This window comes from Sphingobacterium sp. SYP-B4668 (genome assembly GCF_027627455.1).
Classification (GTDB): Bacteria; Bacteroidota; Bacteroidia; order Sphingobacteriales; family Sphingobacteriaceae; genus Sphingobacterium.
This window is the reverse complement of record NZ_CP115483.1, coordinates 841,258-861,220: the sequence shown is the minus strand read 5'-3', so window position 1 is coordinate 861,220 and position 19,963 is coordinate 841,258. Positions and strand designations below refer to the sequence as shown.

16 protein-coding genes are annotated in these 19,963 nt (G+C 40.6%); 9 read left to right on the top strand and 7 right to left on the bottom strand.

All coding sequences use genetic code 11. The features are described from left to right. The first annotated feature begins 55 nt into the window (after positions 1-55). The 6 genes from OQ289_RS03700 (at position 56) to OQ289_RS22135 (ending at position 10,099) form a co-directional block, all read left to right on the top strand. On the top strand, positions 56-1,837 hold the full coding sequence (locus OQ289_RS03700; RefSeq protein ID WP_270089465.1) for an alpha-L-fucosidase: 1,782 nt from the start codon (positions 56-58) through the stop codon (positions 1,835-1,837). Between the two features lie 845 nt (positions 1,838-2,682). Beyond that, complete coding sequence (locus tag OQ289_RS03695; RefSeq protein WP_270089464.1) at positions 2,683-3,309, top strand: sigma-70 family RNA polymerase sigma factor; 627 nt, start codon at positions 2,683-2,685, stop codon at positions 3,307-3,309. Positions 3,310-3,367: 58 nt separating this feature from the next. Continuing rightward, positions 3,368-4,591, top strand: coding sequence for a FecR family protein (locus OQ289_RS03690; protein ID WP_270089463.1), 1,224 nt, complete (start codon positions 3,368-3,370; stop codon positions 4,589-4,591). A 222-nt stretch (positions 4,592-4,813) separates the two neighbouring features. Further along, a complete protein-coding gene (locus OQ289_RS03685) occupies positions 4,814-8,116 on the top strand; it encodes a TonB-dependent receptor (protein ID WP_270089462.1) in 3,303 nt (1,100 codons plus the stop codon). Between the two features lie 10 nt (positions 8,117-8,126). Continuing rightward, entirely contained in the window at positions 8,127-9,806 is a 1,680-nt protein-coding gene (locus OQ289_RS03680) for a RagB/SusD family nutrient uptake outer membrane protein (protein WP_270089461.1), read from the top strand. A 41-nt stretch (positions 9,807-9,847) separates the two neighbouring features. Beyond that, positions 9,848-10,099, top strand: coding sequence for a fibronectin type III-like domain-contianing protein (locus OQ289_RS22135; RefSeq protein WP_443020422.1), 252 nt, complete (start codon positions 9,848-9,850; stop codon positions 10,097-10,099). Positions 10,100-10,161: 62 nt separating this feature from the next. Here the strand turns inward: OQ289_RS22135 and OQ289_RS03675 are convergent, their stop codons facing one another. Further along, a complete protein-coding gene (locus OQ289_RS03675; RefSeq protein ID WP_270089460.1) occupies positions 10,162-11,841 on the bottom strand; it encodes a protein-disulfide reductase DsbD family protein in 1,680 nt (559 codons plus the stop codon). A 201-nt stretch (positions 11,842-12,042) separates the two neighbouring features. After that, the gene (locus tag OQ289_RS03670; protein ID WP_270089459.1) at positions 12,043-13,128 is read right to left on the bottom strand and encodes a PLP-dependent cysteine synthase family protein; all 1,086 of its coding nucleotides are present in this window, start codon (positions 13,126-13,128) and stop codon (positions 12,043-12,045) included. A 202-nt stretch (positions 13,129-13,330) separates the two neighbouring features. On the opposite strand from OQ289_RS03670, the gene OQ289_RS03665 reads away from it, so the two are divergent. After that, on the top strand, positions 13,331-13,792 hold the full coding sequence (locus tag OQ289_RS03665) for an Lrp/AsnC family transcriptional regulator (protein ID WP_270090852.1): 462 nt from the start codon (positions 13,331-13,333) through the stop codon (positions 13,790-13,792). A 20-nt stretch (positions 13,793-13,812) separates the two neighbouring features. Here the strand turns inward: OQ289_RS03665 and OQ289_RS03660 are convergent, their stop codons facing one another. From OQ289_RS03660 to OQ289_RS03650, 3 genes are all read right to left on the bottom strand, one after another. Further along, complete coding sequence (locus tag OQ289_RS03660) at positions 13,813-14,088, bottom strand: hypothetical protein (protein ID WP_270089458.1); 276 nt, start codon at positions 14,086-14,088, stop codon at positions 13,813-13,815. Positions 14,089-14,345: 257 nt separating this feature from the next. Then, positions 14,346-15,107, bottom strand: coding sequence for a LytR/AlgR family response regulator transcription factor (locus tag OQ289_RS03655; RefSeq protein ID WP_033566261.1), 762 nt, complete (start codon positions 15,105-15,107; stop codon positions 14,346-14,348). Positions 15,108-15,221: 114 nt separating this feature from the next. Continuing rightward, positions 15,222-16,268 carry a sensor histidine kinase gene (locus OQ289_RS03650; RefSeq protein WP_270089457.1) on the bottom strand — a complete coding sequence of 349 codons (1,047 nt, stop codon included), beginning with the start codon at positions 16,266-16,268 and terminating at the stop codon, positions 15,222-15,224. A gap of 594 nt (positions 16,269-16,862) precedes the next feature. Between OQ289_RS03650 and OQ289_RS03645 the strand changes: the two genes are divergently transcribed. Continuing rightward, positions 16,863-17,420 carry a GtrA family protein gene (locus OQ289_RS03645; RefSeq protein WP_270089456.1) on the top strand — a complete coding sequence of 186 codons (558 nt, stop codon included), beginning with the start codon at positions 16,863-16,865 and terminating at the stop codon, positions 17,418-17,420. A gap of 101 nt (positions 17,421-17,521) precedes the next feature. On the opposite strand, the gene fabF is transcribed toward OQ289_RS03645, so the two are convergent. Together fabF and OQ289_RS03635 are read right to left on the bottom strand one after the other, a co-directional pair. Continuing rightward, positions 17,522-18,766, bottom strand: coding sequence for a beta-ketoacyl-ACP synthase II (gene fabF, locus OQ289_RS03640; RefSeq protein ID WP_270089455.1), 1,245 nt, complete (start codon positions 18,764-18,766; stop codon positions 17,522-17,524). Continuing rightward, positions 18,766-19,320, bottom strand: coding sequence for a TetR/AcrR family transcriptional regulator (locus tag OQ289_RS03635; protein ID WP_270089454.1), 555 nt, complete (start codon positions 19,318-19,320; stop codon positions 18,766-18,768). Before OQ289_RS03635 ends, fabF begins: the two co-directional genes overlap by 1 nt. Before the next feature lie 380 nt (positions 19,321-19,700). On the opposite strand from OQ289_RS03635, the gene OQ289_RS03630 reads away from it, so the two are divergent. After that, positions 19,701-19,919 carry a hypothetical protein gene (locus OQ289_RS03630; protein ID WP_033566258.1) on the top strand — a complete coding sequence of 73 codons (219 nt, stop codon included), beginning with the start codon at positions 19,701-19,703 and terminating at the stop codon, positions 19,917-19,919. The last annotated feature ends 44 nt before the right edge of the window (positions 19,920-19,963 follow it).

Below are 19,963 nucleotides of genomic sequence, written 5' to 3'. Positions count from 1 at the left end.
TTACTATCGTTTTGAAAATTTAATTTGTGTAGTTTTAAAGCAAGTCTAATACGATATGAGAAAAATACTATTCACGCTTTGCTTTATCGCTTTTTTATCAAACAATACAATTGCGCAACATACCACCCCCAAAAGAACGGACTGGTTTACCGACGCTCGATTCGGCATGTTCATCCATTGGGGATTATATAGTGGTGCTGAAGGTCTTTGGAAAGGAGAAAAACTACGTTACGTCAATAACTATGCGGAGTGGATCCGCTATCGCAATCGGATTTCCAAGGAAGAATACGGAACACTCGCCCACCGCTTTGATTGGAATAAGATTAATCCCGAGGAATGGGTACTTCTTGCCAAAAAGGCAGGCATGAAATACATCATCATGACCACCAAACATCATGATGGGGTAGCTATCTGGGACACCAAAATCGGAAACTATAGCCTTCCCAAATTAAGTGGAAGCGACAGAGATGTAATTAAGGAACTCGCCGCAGCTTGTCGTAAGCACGATATGAAATTGGGCTTTTACTATTCCCATTGGATAGATTGGGAGCATCCATACGCTTGGGACCACAACCAAGAGCTGACCGGAAGAGTTTCAGATGCCCAGTTCAACCAATACTGGACCGAGAAAGCACTCCCGCAACTGCGCGAGTTGCTGACCAACTATGGAGACATTGCTATCATGTGGTTTGATATGTGGATTCCGTATGAAAAGACCATTTTCAAAAAAGAACAATTGGAGCAAGCCATTACGTTGATCAGGGAGCTACAGCCCAATTGCTTGATTAATTCCAGACTAGGTCTTCCTGCAACCAATGAAAACATTGATTTTGAGACATTAGGCGATAACCAATTTGGAACCGCTTATACCACTCACCCTTGGGAAACACCCGGTACGATAGCCCACTCCTGGGGATATAATGCACAAGAAAACGAGTGGAAATCTACGTCCCAATTGTTCCAGTCATTAATCGACAATGTCAGCCTTAACGGTGACTTCACTCTCAATATAGGTCCCCGTGCAGACGGTACCGTACCGTATGAAAGCATCAGTCGGTTGGCAGATATGGGCACATGGTTGACTAAAAACGGGGAAGCCCTCTACGGCAATACCGGATTGGAGCTACGCGCAAATCAACATGACTGGGGAAAGCTAACCACCAAAATAGTCAATGGCAAGCAGATTGTCTATGCCCATGTCTTTAACTGGCCCTTAGACCATACGTTGAGAATAAGTGGCATCACCTCCTCCCCCTCAAAGATCGAACTCCTAACAGACAATGGACGGGAAACCCTCACCTATCAACAGACGGGTCCATTGTTGCATATCAAGGTACCCCCCACACAAAGTGACCGATATGTATCTGTCTTGGCCTTGACTTTTGAGGAACCTATTGTACTCGACAAGAAAAGCGTAGCAGAGTCCACCTTTGGAGGCTTCTCCCTAAATGGGACTAACGCCATCAATAGCCCCTTCAAGCACGTACGCTATGATGGCAAGCGACCTACACATACCCTTATCAATGAGGCAAAGCCTCTAACATGGCATATATATATTCCAAAAGCTGGAAAATATATGATCGACATATCCGCTCACAATCCCGAGAAAGCTCCAATAGATGTACGCTTGTCAAACGGGAAGCAGCAAGTCACCGCTCAAATCAAGCCGAATGGTCAAGTGGTAGCCGAACCAAATGAGGACAATTACACACAGGAATTTGTCGATCAGTCCATAGGGTTACTTGAGTTCCCAATTGCAGGCGAGTATGAGATCAGTTTTCAAATCAAAGACCACAATACCCTTTGGCTAAACCGAATTTGGATAGCGCAGAAATAAAATTGACTTCCTATACATCATAAATAAAACCACTGTTCACGAAGCCAGTAACAACAGGACAAACAAAGCACCTCACTATAAGCGAAAAAAGAATAATAAACACCAAAGAATGCGAAAGAAAAAAGGCAGCCTTTTTGTCTTTTATGGGACTCTGCCCCTGATATTCCAAAAAACGCATAGTAGTTTGAGCCAAACTGCTAGTAGGTTGGCTCAAACACATAGCAGTTTACGACAAACTCACAACACTTGTTCACAAAGTCATAGCACTTTTTCGACAAAGCATAGCAGTTTGCGACAAACGCACGACACTTATCCACCAAGTCAGAGCACTTATTCGATAACGTATAGCAGTTTGCGACAAACGCAAAGCACTTGTCCACAAAGTCATAGCACTTGTCGGATAAAGCAGAGCAGTTTGCCATAAACGCATAGCACTTGTTCACAAAGTCTTGGCACTTGTTCGATATCTATACCCTGTTTGGCTCAACTTACTAGGAGTTTATGACAAACTACTTACAGTTTTTCAACACTATTGGTTCCTAAAAGGTCATTGCTAATGGATTATAATACGCAACTAATTACTATAGACACACTAAGATGTTAAAATAGGACAATCCGGTACCACTAGCTTATCATCTACCAGCGGCATATACCGAAACAAAAAAAAGCCCAAAAAATAGACCTTTGCAGTTAACAAAAAGAAGTACACGCGTTGAGTGTGAATAAGCGACATAAAAATAATTTTTATATCTTTACTAGCTAGGCACTTAAACTTCGACATGCAGGAGTGCTTAATCATATTTTAATATAATATTAATATTCCATCTAATAAATTAGCCCTACATTTGTCCTTTTCAAAGGATGCCGAGGATATTATGCTACTAAATACCAAAGTATATACCGAACAAGAATTTCTGTATCAAATTTCTATTGGGAATCGGGATGCATTTACAGCATTTTACATGCTTCATCATCAAGAGCTTGGAAGAACTATTGGAAAATTCATCAAAAACCGCGAACAAACGGAGGAGCTGGTGCAGGAAGTCTTTGTGAAGCTGTGGTTAAAAAGAGATATACTGGCAAAAGTTGAAAACATTCGCAGCTACTTGTTTGTACTGGCAAAAAACACATCGCTGAATACACTAAAAAAGAATATCAGGGTAGAAACCGAACGAATCGAATGGCTCAGATCCGAAGAAACCCAAATAAGAAACCAAGTCCAAGAGATAGACGAATCTGCTTACTATCAGCTACTGGACCGCGCAATTGACAACCTTCCACCCCAACAAAAGAAAGTCTATCTATTAAGCCGAAGCGGACGCAAAAAATACGTTGAGATTGCTGAAGAACTACAGATTTCGAAAGAAACGGTAAAGAAGTACCTCCAGTTGGCCAATGCTTCCATAGTATCCTATCTACAAAAAAATAAAGACTTCACATTTTTATTTATTTTACTTTTTTTACGAGCCTAATACCCCCCTTTTTCGAATTTTATTGTCTTCCTATATTAGAAGCAGTCAAAATTCATAAATGAACACTAGATTAGAAGAATTGAGTTTTTATCTATCGAAATATGTTGAAGAGACAATTTCAGAGGAGGAACTTATCATACTTAGTCAATTAATAAATTCGGTATCCGAAAGTGACTTAAACAAGGCTTTTACTGCTATTTGGGACCAAGAATCAGAGTCGGCCAATCTACCAGACTACTTTACCGCTGATAGTACAGCCAATATATTATCCAAAATCCTAAATAAAGAAGAATCCGCGAAGGAAACTCCACATAACCACTCCAAAAATCATCTCTCACTCCGCTTTGTCAGCTACTCCATTTCAGCCGCTTGCCTACTCATGGTCTTAGGCGGGTGGTGGTATTGGTCAGTTTTTTTTAAGCACAAAGGTGTTGATAATATGAGCGCTCCAGAGATAGTCGAAGAGGTAAGGAATGATCGCGACCCTGGTAAAGAAGAGGCGATATTCACGCTCGATAATGGAGAAAAGGTAAGCTTGACAGGCACGCAGCCCGGAGTATTAAAGAAGGGGGAGAATTTCGAAATCGTGCGTCTAGAAACGGGAGAAATCCAGTATCGGGGCAAAGCGGCCCAAGGTCCCGTGGAGACGCACAGCATCCAGACACCAAGAGGAGGTCAAATCAATTTTGTGTTACCTGATGGCAGTCGGGTCTGGCTTAATGCAGCTTCCACCATTCACTTTCCTTCTAATTTTAATAAGGCCAATCGTGTAGTGGAGCTATCGGGAGAAGCCTACTTTGAAGTCGTTAAAAATCATAAAGAACCATTTATCGTTAAAAATCGAATTAACGAAATTGAGGTCCTTGGCACCAAATTTAATGTCAAGGCATATGACGACGAGAATTCTACAGTAACCGCCTTGCTAGAAGGAAGCGTCCGGGTGTCAACCAACAACAACGCTGCGATAATGAAGCCAAATCAATTGGCAACCATTGAAAGCAACGGCCCAATACAGATTCAATACAAAAAGAATATCAATCAAGAATTTTCGTGGAAGGACGGATATTTCAATTTTGATGATACTGACATCCATACTATTATGAATCAAATATCACGGTGGTATAACATTGATATCGAATCTAAAGAGAGCATCCGTGAAAAACGCCTGACTGGAAAAATATCCAGAGACGTGAAATTATCAAAGGTACTCGAGATGTTAAGCTTTTCCGGCGTACACTATCAACAGAAAAATGGCAAACTAATTATGACAGACAACAATTAAAAGGATGAAGCCTATGAATGAAAAAAACTAAGAGAAACTAGACAAAGTCCATATGTGATGAAATCAGGAAGCGCGCCAACGCTCCCTGATAGTAGCTTAGCGACTTTAACAATTCAAGTATCAATCAAATTATTTAAAAAACTAAACCGACTTAAAATTATGCATTTTAATCAGAAAGTTTATGCAAGCTATCGTTATAAACTTTACAAAGTTCTGTTATTTATGAAGTTTTCAGTAGCAATACTTATTTTATCCCTTAGCGCTGTAAAAGCGGAGAGCTTTGGACAGCGGATTTCGTTGTCAGGGAACAAAATGAGTGTCAACGATCTTTTAGGAACTATCGAGCGACAGATTCCCTACTTCTTTGTTTACGATAAATCGGAACTCACAGGATTCGAAATAGAGGGTGTTCATTTAAAAAACGTTCCATTGACCGAAGGCTTGGACAGAGTATTTAAGGACAAAAATATAAGCTATAAACTCGTTGACAATTACATCGTGTTGAAGAAGCTAGACTCCGAAGCAAATATCCAGCAAAATATCGAAATCAGTGGAATAGTCCGAAATGAAAGAAATGAGCCCATAGACGGTGTGACGGTCACTGTTAAAGACAAGAGTATTGGAGCCGTCACGGGCGCTGACGGCAAATACTCCCTAATGGTGAATCAGCCCAATGAAACGTTGATTTTCAAGCACATTTCGTATATCCCTCAACAGGTAAAACTTCACAACTCCACCACTGCCAATGTGATATTGGTCCTTCAGAACGATAATCTAGAAGAGGTTGTGGTAGTGGGATATGGCACACAGAAGAAAATAAATTTGACAGGTGCAGTAAGCAGTATCTCTGGCAAAGACTTAGAAAGTCGGCCAATCACCAACATTGGAAGAGGTCTTCAAGGACAGATGCCAGGCCTGACCATTAGGAATCTGAATACAGCGCCTGGAAGTCAAGCGCCTCAAATAAGGATTAGAGGTGTAGGCACTTGGGGCGATGCCAATCCGTTGATAGTGATCGATGGAATTCCGGGGGGCGATTTGAACATCCTGAATCCAGATGATATCGAAAGTATATCCGTATTGAAGGATGCAGCATCTTCTTCGATCTATGGCGTCAGAGGGGCTAATGGAGTTATTGTAGTGACCACCAAAACAGGAAAATCGGGCACACCAGTAATCAACCTCAACAGTTACTACGGATTACAAACGCCTACTGCGCTACCAGAGCTTGTAGGGTCTATTGATTATATGAAGCTTCAAAATGAAGCAAATATAAATGCAGGTCAAAACCCAACGTATTCCGAAGAACAAATCAAAATTGCCGCCGATGGTAGCGACCCAAACTACTTTGCCAATACCAATTGGATAGATGAGGTATATCGTAAAAATGCAGCTCAACAGAGTCATAATTTCAGTATGCAAGGTGGCGGAGAAAAGTCAAGTTATTACGCATCCTATGGATACTTAGGTGAAGGTGGACTAGTAGTCGGTGACAATTTTAAAGCCAATCGACACAATGCGAGATTGCGTATCAATAGTGAAGTGCTGGACAGGATTAAGATAGAAGGCAATCTAGGATATGTAGATAGAGGGGTCAATGGTTCGGCTTCTGGAACAGGCCCATTATCCGCAGCGACAACGATCAGACCTCTTGTCCCAGTCCGATTTACAAATGGAAGCTGGGGATACCACGGAGGACAAAGTAATCCAGTGGCAATAGCACAAGATGGTGGTACGAATAGTTTTACTTCCCAAGAAATCACCGCTAATGTAAGTGCTACAGTCAACCTAATGAAAGGATTGGATATCAAGGGGCAATACGGACTTGTTAGGTATAATTCCAAAAGGACGAATTTCTACGAAACGATTAAATACTACAGTCCAGATGATAATAAGCTTATTTATCAGACCAACAATCCAAATAACGTCAAGATGGATCACTATTCTGCTCGTTATCAAACTTTTATTGGTACTGCACATTATAATACCTCTATTAAAGAACTCCACAACATTACAGGATTACTAGGCTATTCACTGGAAGAGCGTGTAGGTAATGATTTTTGGGCCTCGAGACAAAATTTGCCTGTCCAAGGTTTACCATCATTGGCTATCGGAACCGAGAATCAACTCAATAGTAGTTCCAGTTCCCAAAATGCGCTCATGTCATTCTTCGGTCGCGTTAATTACGACTTTGACAACAAGTATTTATTAGAAGGAAATTTCCGTTATGACGGTTCTTCTAGATTTCATCCTGATGTAAGGTGGAACTGGTTTGGAGCAGTGTCTGCCGGATGGGTGTTCAGTGAAGAGCGATTTTTTGAGGATCTAAAGGGATTTTGGAATCGTGGTAAAGTTAGATTCTCCTACGGAACACAGGGAAATGATAAGGTTGGGCGAGACTTCCCATACATGGCTACATTAGAATCTGTACAAGTGACAGGAAATAATCCCATCGGTAATGAAGGGCAGGTAGGTTTCAGACAAAGCTTTATCCCGAATCAACTGCTTACCTGGGAATCATCTGAAAAGACCAATATCGGTCTAGATCTAAGCTTCCTTTCCAACAAATTAGAGGTTACAGCGGAGTACTTTGTCAATAACACCAAAAATATACTGCTAAACCCACCTTTGCCGGATGTGATCGGTGTTGGCACGAATTATCCGTCTCAAAATTCGGGAGAAGTACAAAATAAAGGTTGGGAAATCGTAGTAGGATATCAAGATCAGTTAGGCGATTTTAAATACCGAGCCAATTTTAACCTTTCAGATGTTAGGAATAAAATTACAAAGCTTGATAATTATGCCCAAAACCTTGGTGATAGAGTCAGATTACTCGGTCAACCGCTGGATGCCTTCTATGGATTCAAGGCCGATCGAATAGCACAAATAGAGGATTTTGAGGTGGTAAATGGAAACTATGTTGCCAAATTTCCCTTCCAAAAGGGAGATCTCGTAGGGCCGGGTGACCTCATTTATCAACCTAGCAATCCGAATGATAAAGAAATTACAGTAGCCAAAGATAGACATATCTTGGGCAGTGACATTCCGAGATACACCTATGGTTTTAGGGGTGAAATGGCATACAAGAACGTAGATTTTAGTTTCTTTATCCAAGGTGTCGGCAAGGCAGACGGATATTTGGGCGGTGCGGCGAGACATGCTTTTATAGATAATAGTGCCATGCCACAGAAGGTACATCTAGATCGTTGGACACCGGAGAATACCGATGCCTCATATCCAAGGTTGGTATACATGCGTACCCACAATACACGTTTGTCATCCAAGTGGATTGAAGATGCATCCTACCTTCGTTTAAAAAACATCCAAATAGGCTATACTATTCCGAATAGTATAATTGAGAAAATGCGTATAAGCAAGCTGAGGCTATACTTTTCTGCAGATAATTTGTTCACGAAGACGGATTTCTATTACGGCTACGACCCAGAGGTACCTGTAGGCAATACAGGAGGATATTATCCTCAGGTGAAGACCTTTGTTTTCGGTTTAAATGTGAATTTAAAGTAGTAAAATAATCATGAATATTTTAAGAAATAAGAGATATAGAGTCAATCTGGCACTGTTGATAATCAGTTCTAGCATATTACACGCTTCATGTAGTGATTTTTTGGATAGATTGCCTCAAGATGAGATTGTAGATCAAACATTCTGGAAGACACAAGAGCAGTTGGAAATGGCCGTCACAGGAATCTATTCCCGCGTCAAGGCTAAAAACTTTGTCGATATGGAGAATCTAGCCGAAAATACCATGTGGCCTACAACCACAGAATACAAAGATATCGGATCTGGGGTATTTCCGGTTACACAACCAACGGTTGACGCCGAGTGGAGAAATATGTTTCGGGACATCCGGGAGTGCAATGCTTTCCTGGAGAATTATAAACAAGCTACTGAAAGCGATCCTGGTGCGGTTGAACGATTAGCTGCTGAAGTCCGCACCATTAGAGCGTTGGGTTATAGTTTTCTTACCTCATTCTATGGGGACGTACCACTCATTACCAAGACACTCAACCCTTCAGATGAAGAAGTATACGGAACACGTACCCCACAAAAGGAAGTTGTAGATTTTCTTTTAAAAGAACTAGACGATGCTGCGGCTGTATTACCTAAGGAGATCCCCAGTGGAAAAAATCTAGGACGGGTGAGTAAAGGTACCGCACTCGCACTTAAAGCCCGTATAGCACTAGCTTATGGTCGCTACGAGGTAGCCGAACTTGCAGCTAAAGCAGTTATGGATTTAGGGATTTATCAGCTCTATAGTAACGGGGACCCTAAGACCTCCTACCAAGAATTGTTTACACGTAAAGGTAAATTGGCAGAAGGAAAAAATAAAGAAACGCTATTTGCTAGGATGCATAAAGCGGATGTTATTATGCACAACTTAAGTAGAGAAATTCAAGTCCCAGATCAGTTTGCTCGATTTGTCCCTACGCGTTCTTTAGTCGAATCGTATTTATGTGCTGATGGGCTTCCTATTGACAAATCACCACTATACAAAGACGATACCTATACTGACATTTTCGAAAATAGGGATCCACGGCTAAAGCAAACAATACTCGTCCCTGGAGATACTTGGGGAGGACGGTATGACGGTAGACCAACGGCATCCAATCCAGATCCGTCTGTGTTTATGACACCTAAGTTTAGTCAAGATGGTCGCGGTTCAGTGACTACTACCGGTTACTACTACAAAAAGTACGCTGAACCGACTGCTATTCCGAATTATAATCGCGACGACAATGATATACACCATATACGTTTTGCGGAGGTACTATTGACCTATGCCGAAGCCAGATTTGAACAAGGTAAACTTACACAGGCAGACTTGGATATTTCCATCAATCTACTTAGAAATAGGGTTGGAATGAAACCTATGGATTTAGGATTTCTAGCACAACATGGGATGGACACTAGAACGGAAATTCGACGTGAACGTCGGATTGAACTCGTCATGGAAGGTCATCGTTATTTTGATGTTAGACGTTGGAAAGAAGGCGAGCGACTAGGCAAGGAAATAGAAGGAGTGAGAGCCGATTGGTTTCCGCAATTGAGTAGTAGTACTTTCCGCAAGAATGAAGAAGGCTACCTTGTTGTACAATGGAATAGAAGATTTGAAGATCCTAAGAATTACTTATGGCCTGTTCCTCAACCACAGATAGACCGAAACCCCAACTTAACCCAAAATCCAGGTTGGTAAATCTAATCGGTTAGCTAATGATAAGCGAGGTATCACCCTAGGTGGTGTTACCTCGCTTATTATTTAACAGGGAGAATAGACCTTCGAAATTTGCGAAAAAAATTGAAGCAAAAAACTACCTTAATATACAAATCAAGTTTCATGAGCAGCTTACTCAAGAAGATTTGAAACTATTCGATACTCACAAAAATTGGAAAGTAGAAAAGGGGAAATTTAAAGTACTCGTAGGGAATTCATCTGATAGTATCAAACTGGAATCGGCATTTATGTTGAACCACGATTATCCATTATAGGGCTTTTTCAAAATCGCATACTTTATAAAAAACCCCATTCGGTTGAATGGGGTTTTTTATGATTATTGTTCTTTAAACTTTATAAGTCCGCTTTCCAAAAATTTGATATAGCTCTCCACATTGTAATCGGCACCACTAGGGGGGACTAGTACTGTTCCGTCGGTATCTACTAAGACATAGAGTGGTTGCGAATTACTATTGAATGTCGCCGCCTGAAAATCGCTATTCTTACCTCCGATGGTCTTGATTTTCTTACCGCTGAATGTAGAAACATATTGCTCCTTTTTAGCCAATTCGGTTTTGTCATCTACAAAGAGTTCAACCATCACAAATTGTTCTTTCAGGATTTTGGCTACACGTGGATCCGTCCACACATTGGCTTCCATTTGCCTACAATTGACGCAATTCCAACCAGTGAAATCAATGATGACAGGTTTGTTGACTTCTTTGGCTGTTGCTAATCCTTGATCGTAATCATAGTAAGGATCAAATCCTTTTGGAGTACCACGTTCATGGAATATTTCGGCATACTTCTTTATTTTTCCATCATGTACTGTAGCACCACTTGCAGATATACCGGTAGTCAAGTCGAAATCTTGCGTAGCTGATGGCGGCAAAAATGCCGAAATGGACTTAAGAGGTGCACCCCAAAGACCCGGAACCATGTAAACTACAAATGAAAATACAACTATGGCAATGATAGTCCTGGGTACTGACATAAATTTCAGGTCACTATCATGGGAGAATTTTATTTTACCGATTAAGTATAGTCCCATTAATCCAAATATCACAATCCATAGCGACAAAAAGACCTCACGATCTAACCAGTTCCAATGATAGGCCAAATCGACGTTGGAGAGGAATTTTAAAGCCAACGCTAGCTCCAAGAATCCCAATACTACTTTGACGCTATTCAACCAGCCTCCTGATTTTGGCATTGATTTAAGTAAAGATGGGAACATGGCGAATAGTGCGAATGGAATGGCCAATGCAACGGAGAAACCAAGCATTCCGATAGCAGGTCCCAAACGATCTCCTTTAGCGGCCGCATCGACCAGCAATGTCCCGATAATGGGACCAGTACAGGAAAAAGAAACCAACGCCAAGCTGAAAGACATAAAAAATAGACCTATCAATCCGCCTTTATCCGACTTTGCATCAATCTTATTGACAAAGGAGCTGGGCAATGTAATTTCGAACGCTCCAAAGAATGAAGCGGCAAATATCACCAAGAGCAGGAAGAAAAAGAAGTTAAAAATCCCATTGGTAGACAGGGCATTGAGTGCATCTGACCCAAAAACAATCGTAACGACCATGCCCAAGGCCACATAGATGACGATAATAAAGAGACCATACAATAGGGCCTGCCCTACTGCTTGAGCTTTATTACCGGCCTTTTTAGTAAAGAAGCTGACTGTCAATGGTACCATCGGAAATATACAGGGCATTAGGAAAGCAGCAAATCCGCCTAGAAGTCCTGCAATAAAAATCCCCCATAAGGAGTCACTTCCGGAACTCGGAGCATCTCCCAATCTAGGAGTTGCCGCTACCGCAGCAGAATCCCGCTCCACCAGGGCGGTATCCTCAACTTCTTCTGTTGCCGCATCTGAGAACTCTAGATCCGACGGCATATCCGAAAGAATTGAGCTGTCAGTTGCGATACTATCCTGCAAACTGGAGGCTGAAGCCAGCACGGGTAACAGTAGCAAAATGAATAAAATTAGTCTTAAATAAAATTTCATCTGTTTCTTTTGTTTTTATAGTAATGAAGCAATCTTGTTGATTTTAGGATCCGCCATATGACGGATCCATTGAGGTCTTTTTAATAGTTGTGTGGATATGAATATTCTTGTAATATAGGTTGACTATCCTTAATAAGGCCGTATTATCCAATCCTGTTGGGGCGTGTGGTTGACACGGCCCCAACACCTATTGATTGAACATTAATAAACATGGCTCGTAGAGACTTTTGCTCCAAAAAGAGGTTGCTCCAGCCTACAGATTGGATGAAATCCAGTAAACTTCAGGTCAGATGATATATATCCCTCCTTCACAAGTTCGTCTTTGACCAAATCAGTACTCAAATATTTTTTATTGTCATCACATAGTAACGTCACGACAGTAGCGTCAGCGCCCATTTCTTCTTTCAATTTGATGGCCCCGATTACATTGGCGCCTGAAGATATCCCTACGGCTAGCCCCAATTCCTTTGCTAGTTTTTGGGCCATGATGATCGAATCACCGTCACAAGCGTTGACCACCGAATCCAAACTATCCAACTTGACAATAGCGGGTATAAACTCGTCAGAGATGCCCTGTATACGATGCGAACCTACTTTGTGTCCTGTGGAAAGGGTAGGACTTTCTGCGGGCTCAAGTGGATGAATACGAACTTCAGGATTTTGATTGCGAAGGTAATTACCCACTCCCATCACAGTACCACCTGTACCTACTCCTGCAACAAAAGCGTCCGGGATCAGACCAATAGAAGAGAGTTGCATCGCAATTTCCTTACCCGTAGTCAGCTCATGGGCTTCAGCATTGAATTGATTCTCGAATTGTCTCGGGAGGAATACGCCACCTTTGGCAGCCATTTCCTCACTCATACGGATGCTGCCCAAAAAGCCCCCCTCTTCCTTAGAGACCAACTGTATATCAGCCCCCATACTCTTGATGATATCGATGCGTTCCTTGCTTAACCAATTGGGCATAATAATTTTGACCTGGTGTCCCAAAGCTTTACCAATTGCTGAAAATGCGATTCCGGTATTGCCACTCGTTGCCTCCACTATCATATCTGAAGGGCGAATTTGACAATTCATGTAAGCCTTGTACAAAATGTATAAAGCCATCCGATCTTTGATACTTCCTGTTAAATTATAATTTTCACACTTTACATAGATTTTACCCTGTTTACCTTTATAAACATAATGCAGCTCTAGCATAGGGGTATTACCCACCAAGTGCCATAAGTGTTTAAATCTGCTGTCTAATTCGGGTGAAAGACACTCGCTTAATCCTAATTCCATTATCATCAATTATTTGTTCGAAATTTCTGTTGCAAGGCCACAGAAAACCATTTATATCCATTAGAGATATATAAAGCAAAAATGATATTAAACAATATAATATTCAACATGAACCAATAAAAACGATAAAATATTAGGCACATACAGATAATCGTATGATTTTTTTCAAAAACAATAGCTATATTGGCAACGGTTCAATAAAATAAGTATGCTAGACGACATCGATTTAAAATTGTTGCGCCTTTTACAAAAGGATGCGACCCTAAGCAACAAAGAGCTTGCTTTTCATCTTCATAAGTCTATTCCGGCAGTGCACGAAAGGGTTAAGAAGCTAAAGACGCAAGGATATATTAAGCGGACTGTAGCTATTTTAGACAGACATCGTATCGGAATGGGATTGATTTCTTTTTCTCAGGTATTTCTTAAAGCCCATACCGCAGATGTACTGAATGAGTTTGAAAGAGAAGTTGCTAAGTTTCCAGAAGTGATGGAATGCTATCAGATGGCAGGGTCGTATGATTTTATGCTGAGAATTGCGACGAGGGACATGGAGGCCTATCACCAATTCCTCAGACATAAGCTATCGGTATTGCCACATGTAAGTACAGTACAAACATATTTTGTACTCTCCGAGACAAAAAGTGAGACAGCCTATCCACTATAGCCCGACGAGTACATAATAGGTTAAATAGCTGCTTTCAAGTTTCCTTGCTTGCGTAGCATCGATACTCCATGTTCGAATATATCCATCAATTCATATTCAAAATCATAGCTATCCATCAATTCACCCACTTGAATGGTCCGTATGCAATTTGAGCATATTCGTAATATGCGCTCGTCATCTGCTAAATCGAGCGAACAGTGTATAATATCATCCATTTGGGATAATAGATAAAGGAGATGGTTTTTATCTTGCTCGCTGCCTATCGAGGTCTTGAATATGGAAACGAATGTGGACATGGCGTAAGGATTTAGTTTGTTAATTGTACTTATAGCAATCAATAGCATGATAATGACAACATCTATCCCAATAGGGCCAGATATCTTTCAACCGAAGGGCTTCAAACAATAAAGCGAAACCTGCTATCAAAGGGAAAACGACCATCGTCAATATCTTCATATCCTAAAATTGAAGATAATATTGTTTTCAAGCAATCACAAACAAGTCGAGACGGACAAAAATTGGGGTCAAGTGTTAGAATAAAAAGATGAACAAATCACTCCCCGCCTAACCATTGTAAAAAAGAACCGGATTTTTCACGACTCACCAAAATACGAATATCATGATTGATCTTGATATCCAACACGAGTTTTCGTGCCAAGGAATAGCTTGCGTGCCGGATGACACTGCGATTGACAATATGTTGTCGATTGACCCGATAGAAATCGGTGCCCAGACTTTTGTCCAATTCGTCCAGGGATTTGGAAACTAGATACTCCTTCCCATCGTTGGTCTTGACCAATACGTTTTCGTGCTGTATATAAAAAAGGGCTACTTCCGCCATTTGTAGCGGGATAATCTTATCTTGATAATTGACTAGGATAGATTTGACTCTTTGGGAACTTTCTTGTGCAAGATTACGGTACAATGTACTCCAATCAGGCATAGCAGATTGCATGCTCCGCTTTAACCCATAGTACTTGTGCATGGTGTGGCGAACAGCATCCTCGGACAGCGGCTTCAACAAATAGTCAATTCCATTGTTCCGAAATGCTTGAAGCATATACTCATGATAGGCCGTGCAGAACACGATGGGAATTTCAATTTTTATACGTTCATAGATTTCGAAACTCAAGCCATCGCCTAACTGAATATCTGAAAAAATCAATTGGGCCGATTTATTTTTTTCTAAATATGCGATGCTATTCTCGACTGAAGTAAGACGTTGTTCTACAACTGCATTTGGCTCTACCCGTTTCAAGGTATTGATTAAGTCCTCTGCGGCAAGGTCTTCATCCTCTATTACAATAATGTTCATTCCTGTATAATTATGTATGTACACCTCGTTTTCATAGATTCGCATACATGTCCCCTGCTATTTCATGTGTCATCAACAGACGAAGTGGGTCGGGAGCAGTATACCATGATCTCTCTACTTCTCCATGATTTTAATTTTCACCTCAAATTCATCATCTCGATCAGAAACCACTACCCCCATTTCCAAATATGGTCGATATCTTTCCACAAGATTATTCAATCCGCTTTTTGCGGAATCAACCACGTGTCGTCTCTTACTTTTATTGTTTCGCACTACAATCCATCCCTCCTCTTCATATATAGAGAGTAAAAGGGGCTGTTCGCGGGTGAAATAATTATGTTTGATTGCATTATCGACCAAGGGCTGCATCGAGAACAACAGTAGTGTGCCCTTTTCAGCAATTGTTGGCGGTATATCAACTTTGTACTCCAAGGCTTCATTGAAACGCATCTTTTGCATATCTAGATAATCTAGACACAGCTTCACCTCCTCTTGTACAGTAGATAACCCTTGCGGATCGGCTACTATGGAAATCCGAAGAAAATCAGACAATTTGATAAGATATTGTTCTGCCAAGCGGGCGTCTTTATGAATCAGTGCCTTTAAGGTATTGAGAGCATTAAACAAAAAGTGGGGCTGGATTTGTTGCCTTAGTAATTGATTCACCGCCTCTTCTTTTGCTTTCTCCAACCGTGACCGTTCGATTTCGTGCTGTACACGTACATGTTGGGACATCAAGAAATAAAGCCAGAGCAAGGTGATAAAGTTCAATAGACAAGCTTGTATAATCAAGTAGAGATAATATTCCCAATTGCCTTTTGGTAACGGCACACGGGTGTCTATTCTAGAAATATCCAAATAATTTTCGACCAAACTGACACAAAAGATAATCAATACGGTGCTGGCAAAACTAATTAGCTTGACCTTGACCGGTGATTTAACCGGGTCTTCAACCTTGAAGGCTACATGAATGAATAAATTCGTTAGCGTAACTGAGAAAATAACGAAAAAGGTCACCAATGACTGATAGATCATCTTGACATCGCGATATCCCTCGGTATAAAAGACCAGAGCGGCTAAGGAGGTAGTTGCAAAAGAAAAAATCAAAGTTTCTTTGGCCCATGATATAAAAGGGTGCTTAGCCTTTCTTGCGTTGGTCATACGATGATGTGTCTATACGATGTTATGTGATGATTGATTTCCAAAAGTATACTTTCAACTCCATGCCTACTTACCATGTAGGTATTGCTGCAAGCTTTTCCTGACAGACACAAACTTAGACAAAGTTGCTTCTTTTCACAAATACCTTTTTTTAAATTGCGATTAAAAAGAGAAACACCCAAAGCGGGGAGCTGTGGGTGTTTCTACTAACCAATTATTAACCTAAATTATGAAAAGTACAGATATAACGACCTGTACTGTCCATAAATTACAGTTGACCTCTAAATTTAAGACTTTTTAACATTTCCCGACTCCTTACACCCTGTATCATTCCCATTTTATACGATGCTGTATGCTGCGAGGTGTCTAGCTCTTGTTTAAAATTTATCGAACAATTTGCTTATGCCGATGTTTGGAGACTGCTTTATTTTGTTGAAGCAGGGTTACTATTATCTCTTGTAACTACTAGGGCAGTATGCATCCCTTGGAGACGCAAAAAATAGATAAGAACGCCTACAAAATGAATCTAAACAGGCTCCAAAAAAAATAAAATTGTACCTTGGCACTTGATTTCTGAAAGCAGACTAATATCGGATGAAACAACAGGTAAAGGGATTCAAGAACAACGTAAAAAAAATACACAGAATAGTCAAACCGGTCATTATACACATTATTGACAGTATACATGGCGCATTCTTCCGCTTCATCCCTATCAAAACATTTAGATACGCCATCTGTGGAGGTGGGAATGTTGTGTTAAACATATTGATTTATTTTCTTTCTTACAATTTCCTTTTAAAAAAGCAGATTGTCCAGATTCATGATTACCTCGCAATTAGTCCACATATTGCCGCATTTATCATCGCATTCTTGGTGACCTTCCCGATTGGCTTTTACCTGAATCTATTTGTTGTATTCCAAGAGGCAAATATGAAAAGAAGAATTCATCTGTCCCGTTATTTCACGGTCACCATATGCTGCATTGTGATGAATTACATTTTAATTAAGTTTTTTGTAGAGAGTCTTGATTTTTACCCTACACCATCTGCGCTCCTAACGACCGTAATTGTGACTATATTCAGTTATCTCGTTCAAAAAGGATTTACTTTCAAAACAGTAAAAACGGAAAATCGAAAATTCAAACATCGATAAAAAGCTAATAAAACAAAAAAGAGTTTTTATGTTGACCTATGACATATAAATCAACATAAAAACTCCGTATCAATAATAGTACAGTAGTACAAGCAGCGCTTTTATTCTACGTATTTCTTAAAAATTGTGGTCGCGATATGGCCACCAAATCCAAAGGTATTATTCATGGCATAATTCACCACTCGTTTTTGCGGGGTTCCTAACGTTAAGTTGAACATATCCTTAAATTCAGGTTCAATATCTACAGCGTTTATGGTTGGCGGTACCACATCGTTAACAACCGCCAAAATGGACGCTATAGCCTCTACAGCACCAGCGGCACCCAAAAGATGACCCGTCATGGATTTCGTAGCACTGATGTTGATATCGCTGCCTTCTCCAAAAACACGTTGAGCTGCACGCAACTCGCTGATATCACCCTGTGAAGTTGACGTAGCGTGCGCATTTAGATAGTCGATCTCCTTAGCGTCTATACCAGCATCCTCCAGTGCGGCCAACATTCCTAGGTATGCCCCCTCACCTTCAGGATGGGTACCTGTCATATGATAAGCATCAGCAGCCATTCCACCGCCGACAATTTCAGCAATTATGGTAGCGCCTCGTTTTTTTGCACTTTCAAGCTCTTCCAATATGATGGCCCCAGCGCCCTCGCCCATCACAAAGCCATCCCTAGCGGTATCAAATGGCCGCGATGCGATGGTCGGATTGTCATTCAGCGTGGAGAGCGCCTTTGCCGAATTAAATCCACCTATTGAACTTTCGGTTATAGGAGCTTCTGAACCACCCGTGATAATCATATCCGCTTTATTCCATTTGATATAATTAAAGGCATCGATCAATGCAGTGTTGGAGGTAGCACAGGCTGATACCGTGGTAAAATTCACACCACGCAACCCATATTTAATCGAGATGATACCTGAAGCAATATCTACAATCATCTTCGGGATAAAGAAGGGGTTAAAACGAGGAGTTCCATCTCCCAATGCAAATTCACTTACTTGCTCTTGGAAAGTATTGATCCCTCCATTGCCAGACCCCCAAATAACGCCAATCCTATTTTTATTTAAAGCTTCAAAATCTATTTTGCCATTCTTTACAGCTTCATCAACCGCGATAAGCGCATACTGTGTAAATGCATCATATCTACGAGCTTCAGCTCTATCTATATGATCAGATAATACGAAATTCTTCAGTTCGCAGGCAAATTGCGTTTTGAATTTGCTTGCATCAAATTTAGAGATCGGTCCAGCACCGCTCACGCCACTTAGAAGTGACTGCCAAAAATCTTGGACATTATTCCCAATTGGTGTCAGTGCACCTAGTCCTGTTACTACAACTCTTCTCATTATGATTGTGTTAGATCGTTGATAACTGTTTGTTTAATAAGGTAAAAATCATCACTGCCGGTCAATCTCGCCAATTGCAGCCCAGCTAACATATTGGTGACGATCATCAAGGCCTTGGTACGGGGTGGTACATTAAAGAAAAAGACTTTGCTTAGCTGTCCCTCCTCAAGAATAGCAGACAACCACCGTAACACGCTGTTTGCAAATTGACTAAGCTCATTTCCCAACTCTGCCTCAACAGCGTGAGAAGCCGGAGCTAATGCGCCTATAATACAGACCCTATCTTCAGTGTGTGCTTGCACATAGATGTTTAAAAAGGAATGCAATTTCTGTAATGGGTCCATATTTGAAACTTGCTCCTGAACCTGTAGCATACTCTCAAAATGCTTTCGAACCACTTGTATTCCGAGACTGGTCTTGGTTGCAAAATGATAATGTATAGATGCATTTCGAATGTTCAACGCAGTCGAAATATCCGTAAAGCTAAATGCATGGTATCCCCTATCCCGGATAAGCGAATCTCCAATTCGAATAATCTCTGATTTTGTGTCCATGATCGGAACAAAGATAACTACCTACTAATAGGTAGGCAAATTAAAATACAATTTTTTGAGACCCGATAACAAACACGGCTCTCGCTCTATATCAAACAGCCTGTATCTGTTTGATCAGTGATTACACTATTTCTAAATGTTATTACATTATGTAACCTAAAAATTTGAGATTGTTGTCATTTTTTTATAAATTCACAATACACAACTCACTAATAGTGAGGGCGATATTAATATTTAAGAAAATAGCACAGCTGCTATTCGAATTCTTAAATACCAACATATGCTGTAAGGGGAAATTTCTACGTCCTCATGTAAAATCTACTTAATTGTTAAACCCAAAGATTTCTAAAAACGAAATCTTTATCTAAAATACAAAGGCCATGGAAAAATTAATGTTTGAGACCAATGTTCAATGCACGAGCTTGCTACAGAAAATTTACCTTGTCATCAGAAAATTCGATGGCATTACCAAATGGAAGATAGATTTGGATTCGATTTACAATGTCTTGGTGATTGAAGGCAAGTGCCTGGATCATCAATTAATCATAAAAGAGCTAGAAATAGTGGGTATTGAAGCACAACGTCTTTATGAGGAATAGGACTGCTCCCTGAATTAAGCCCCTATTGCTAGATAGGGGCTTAA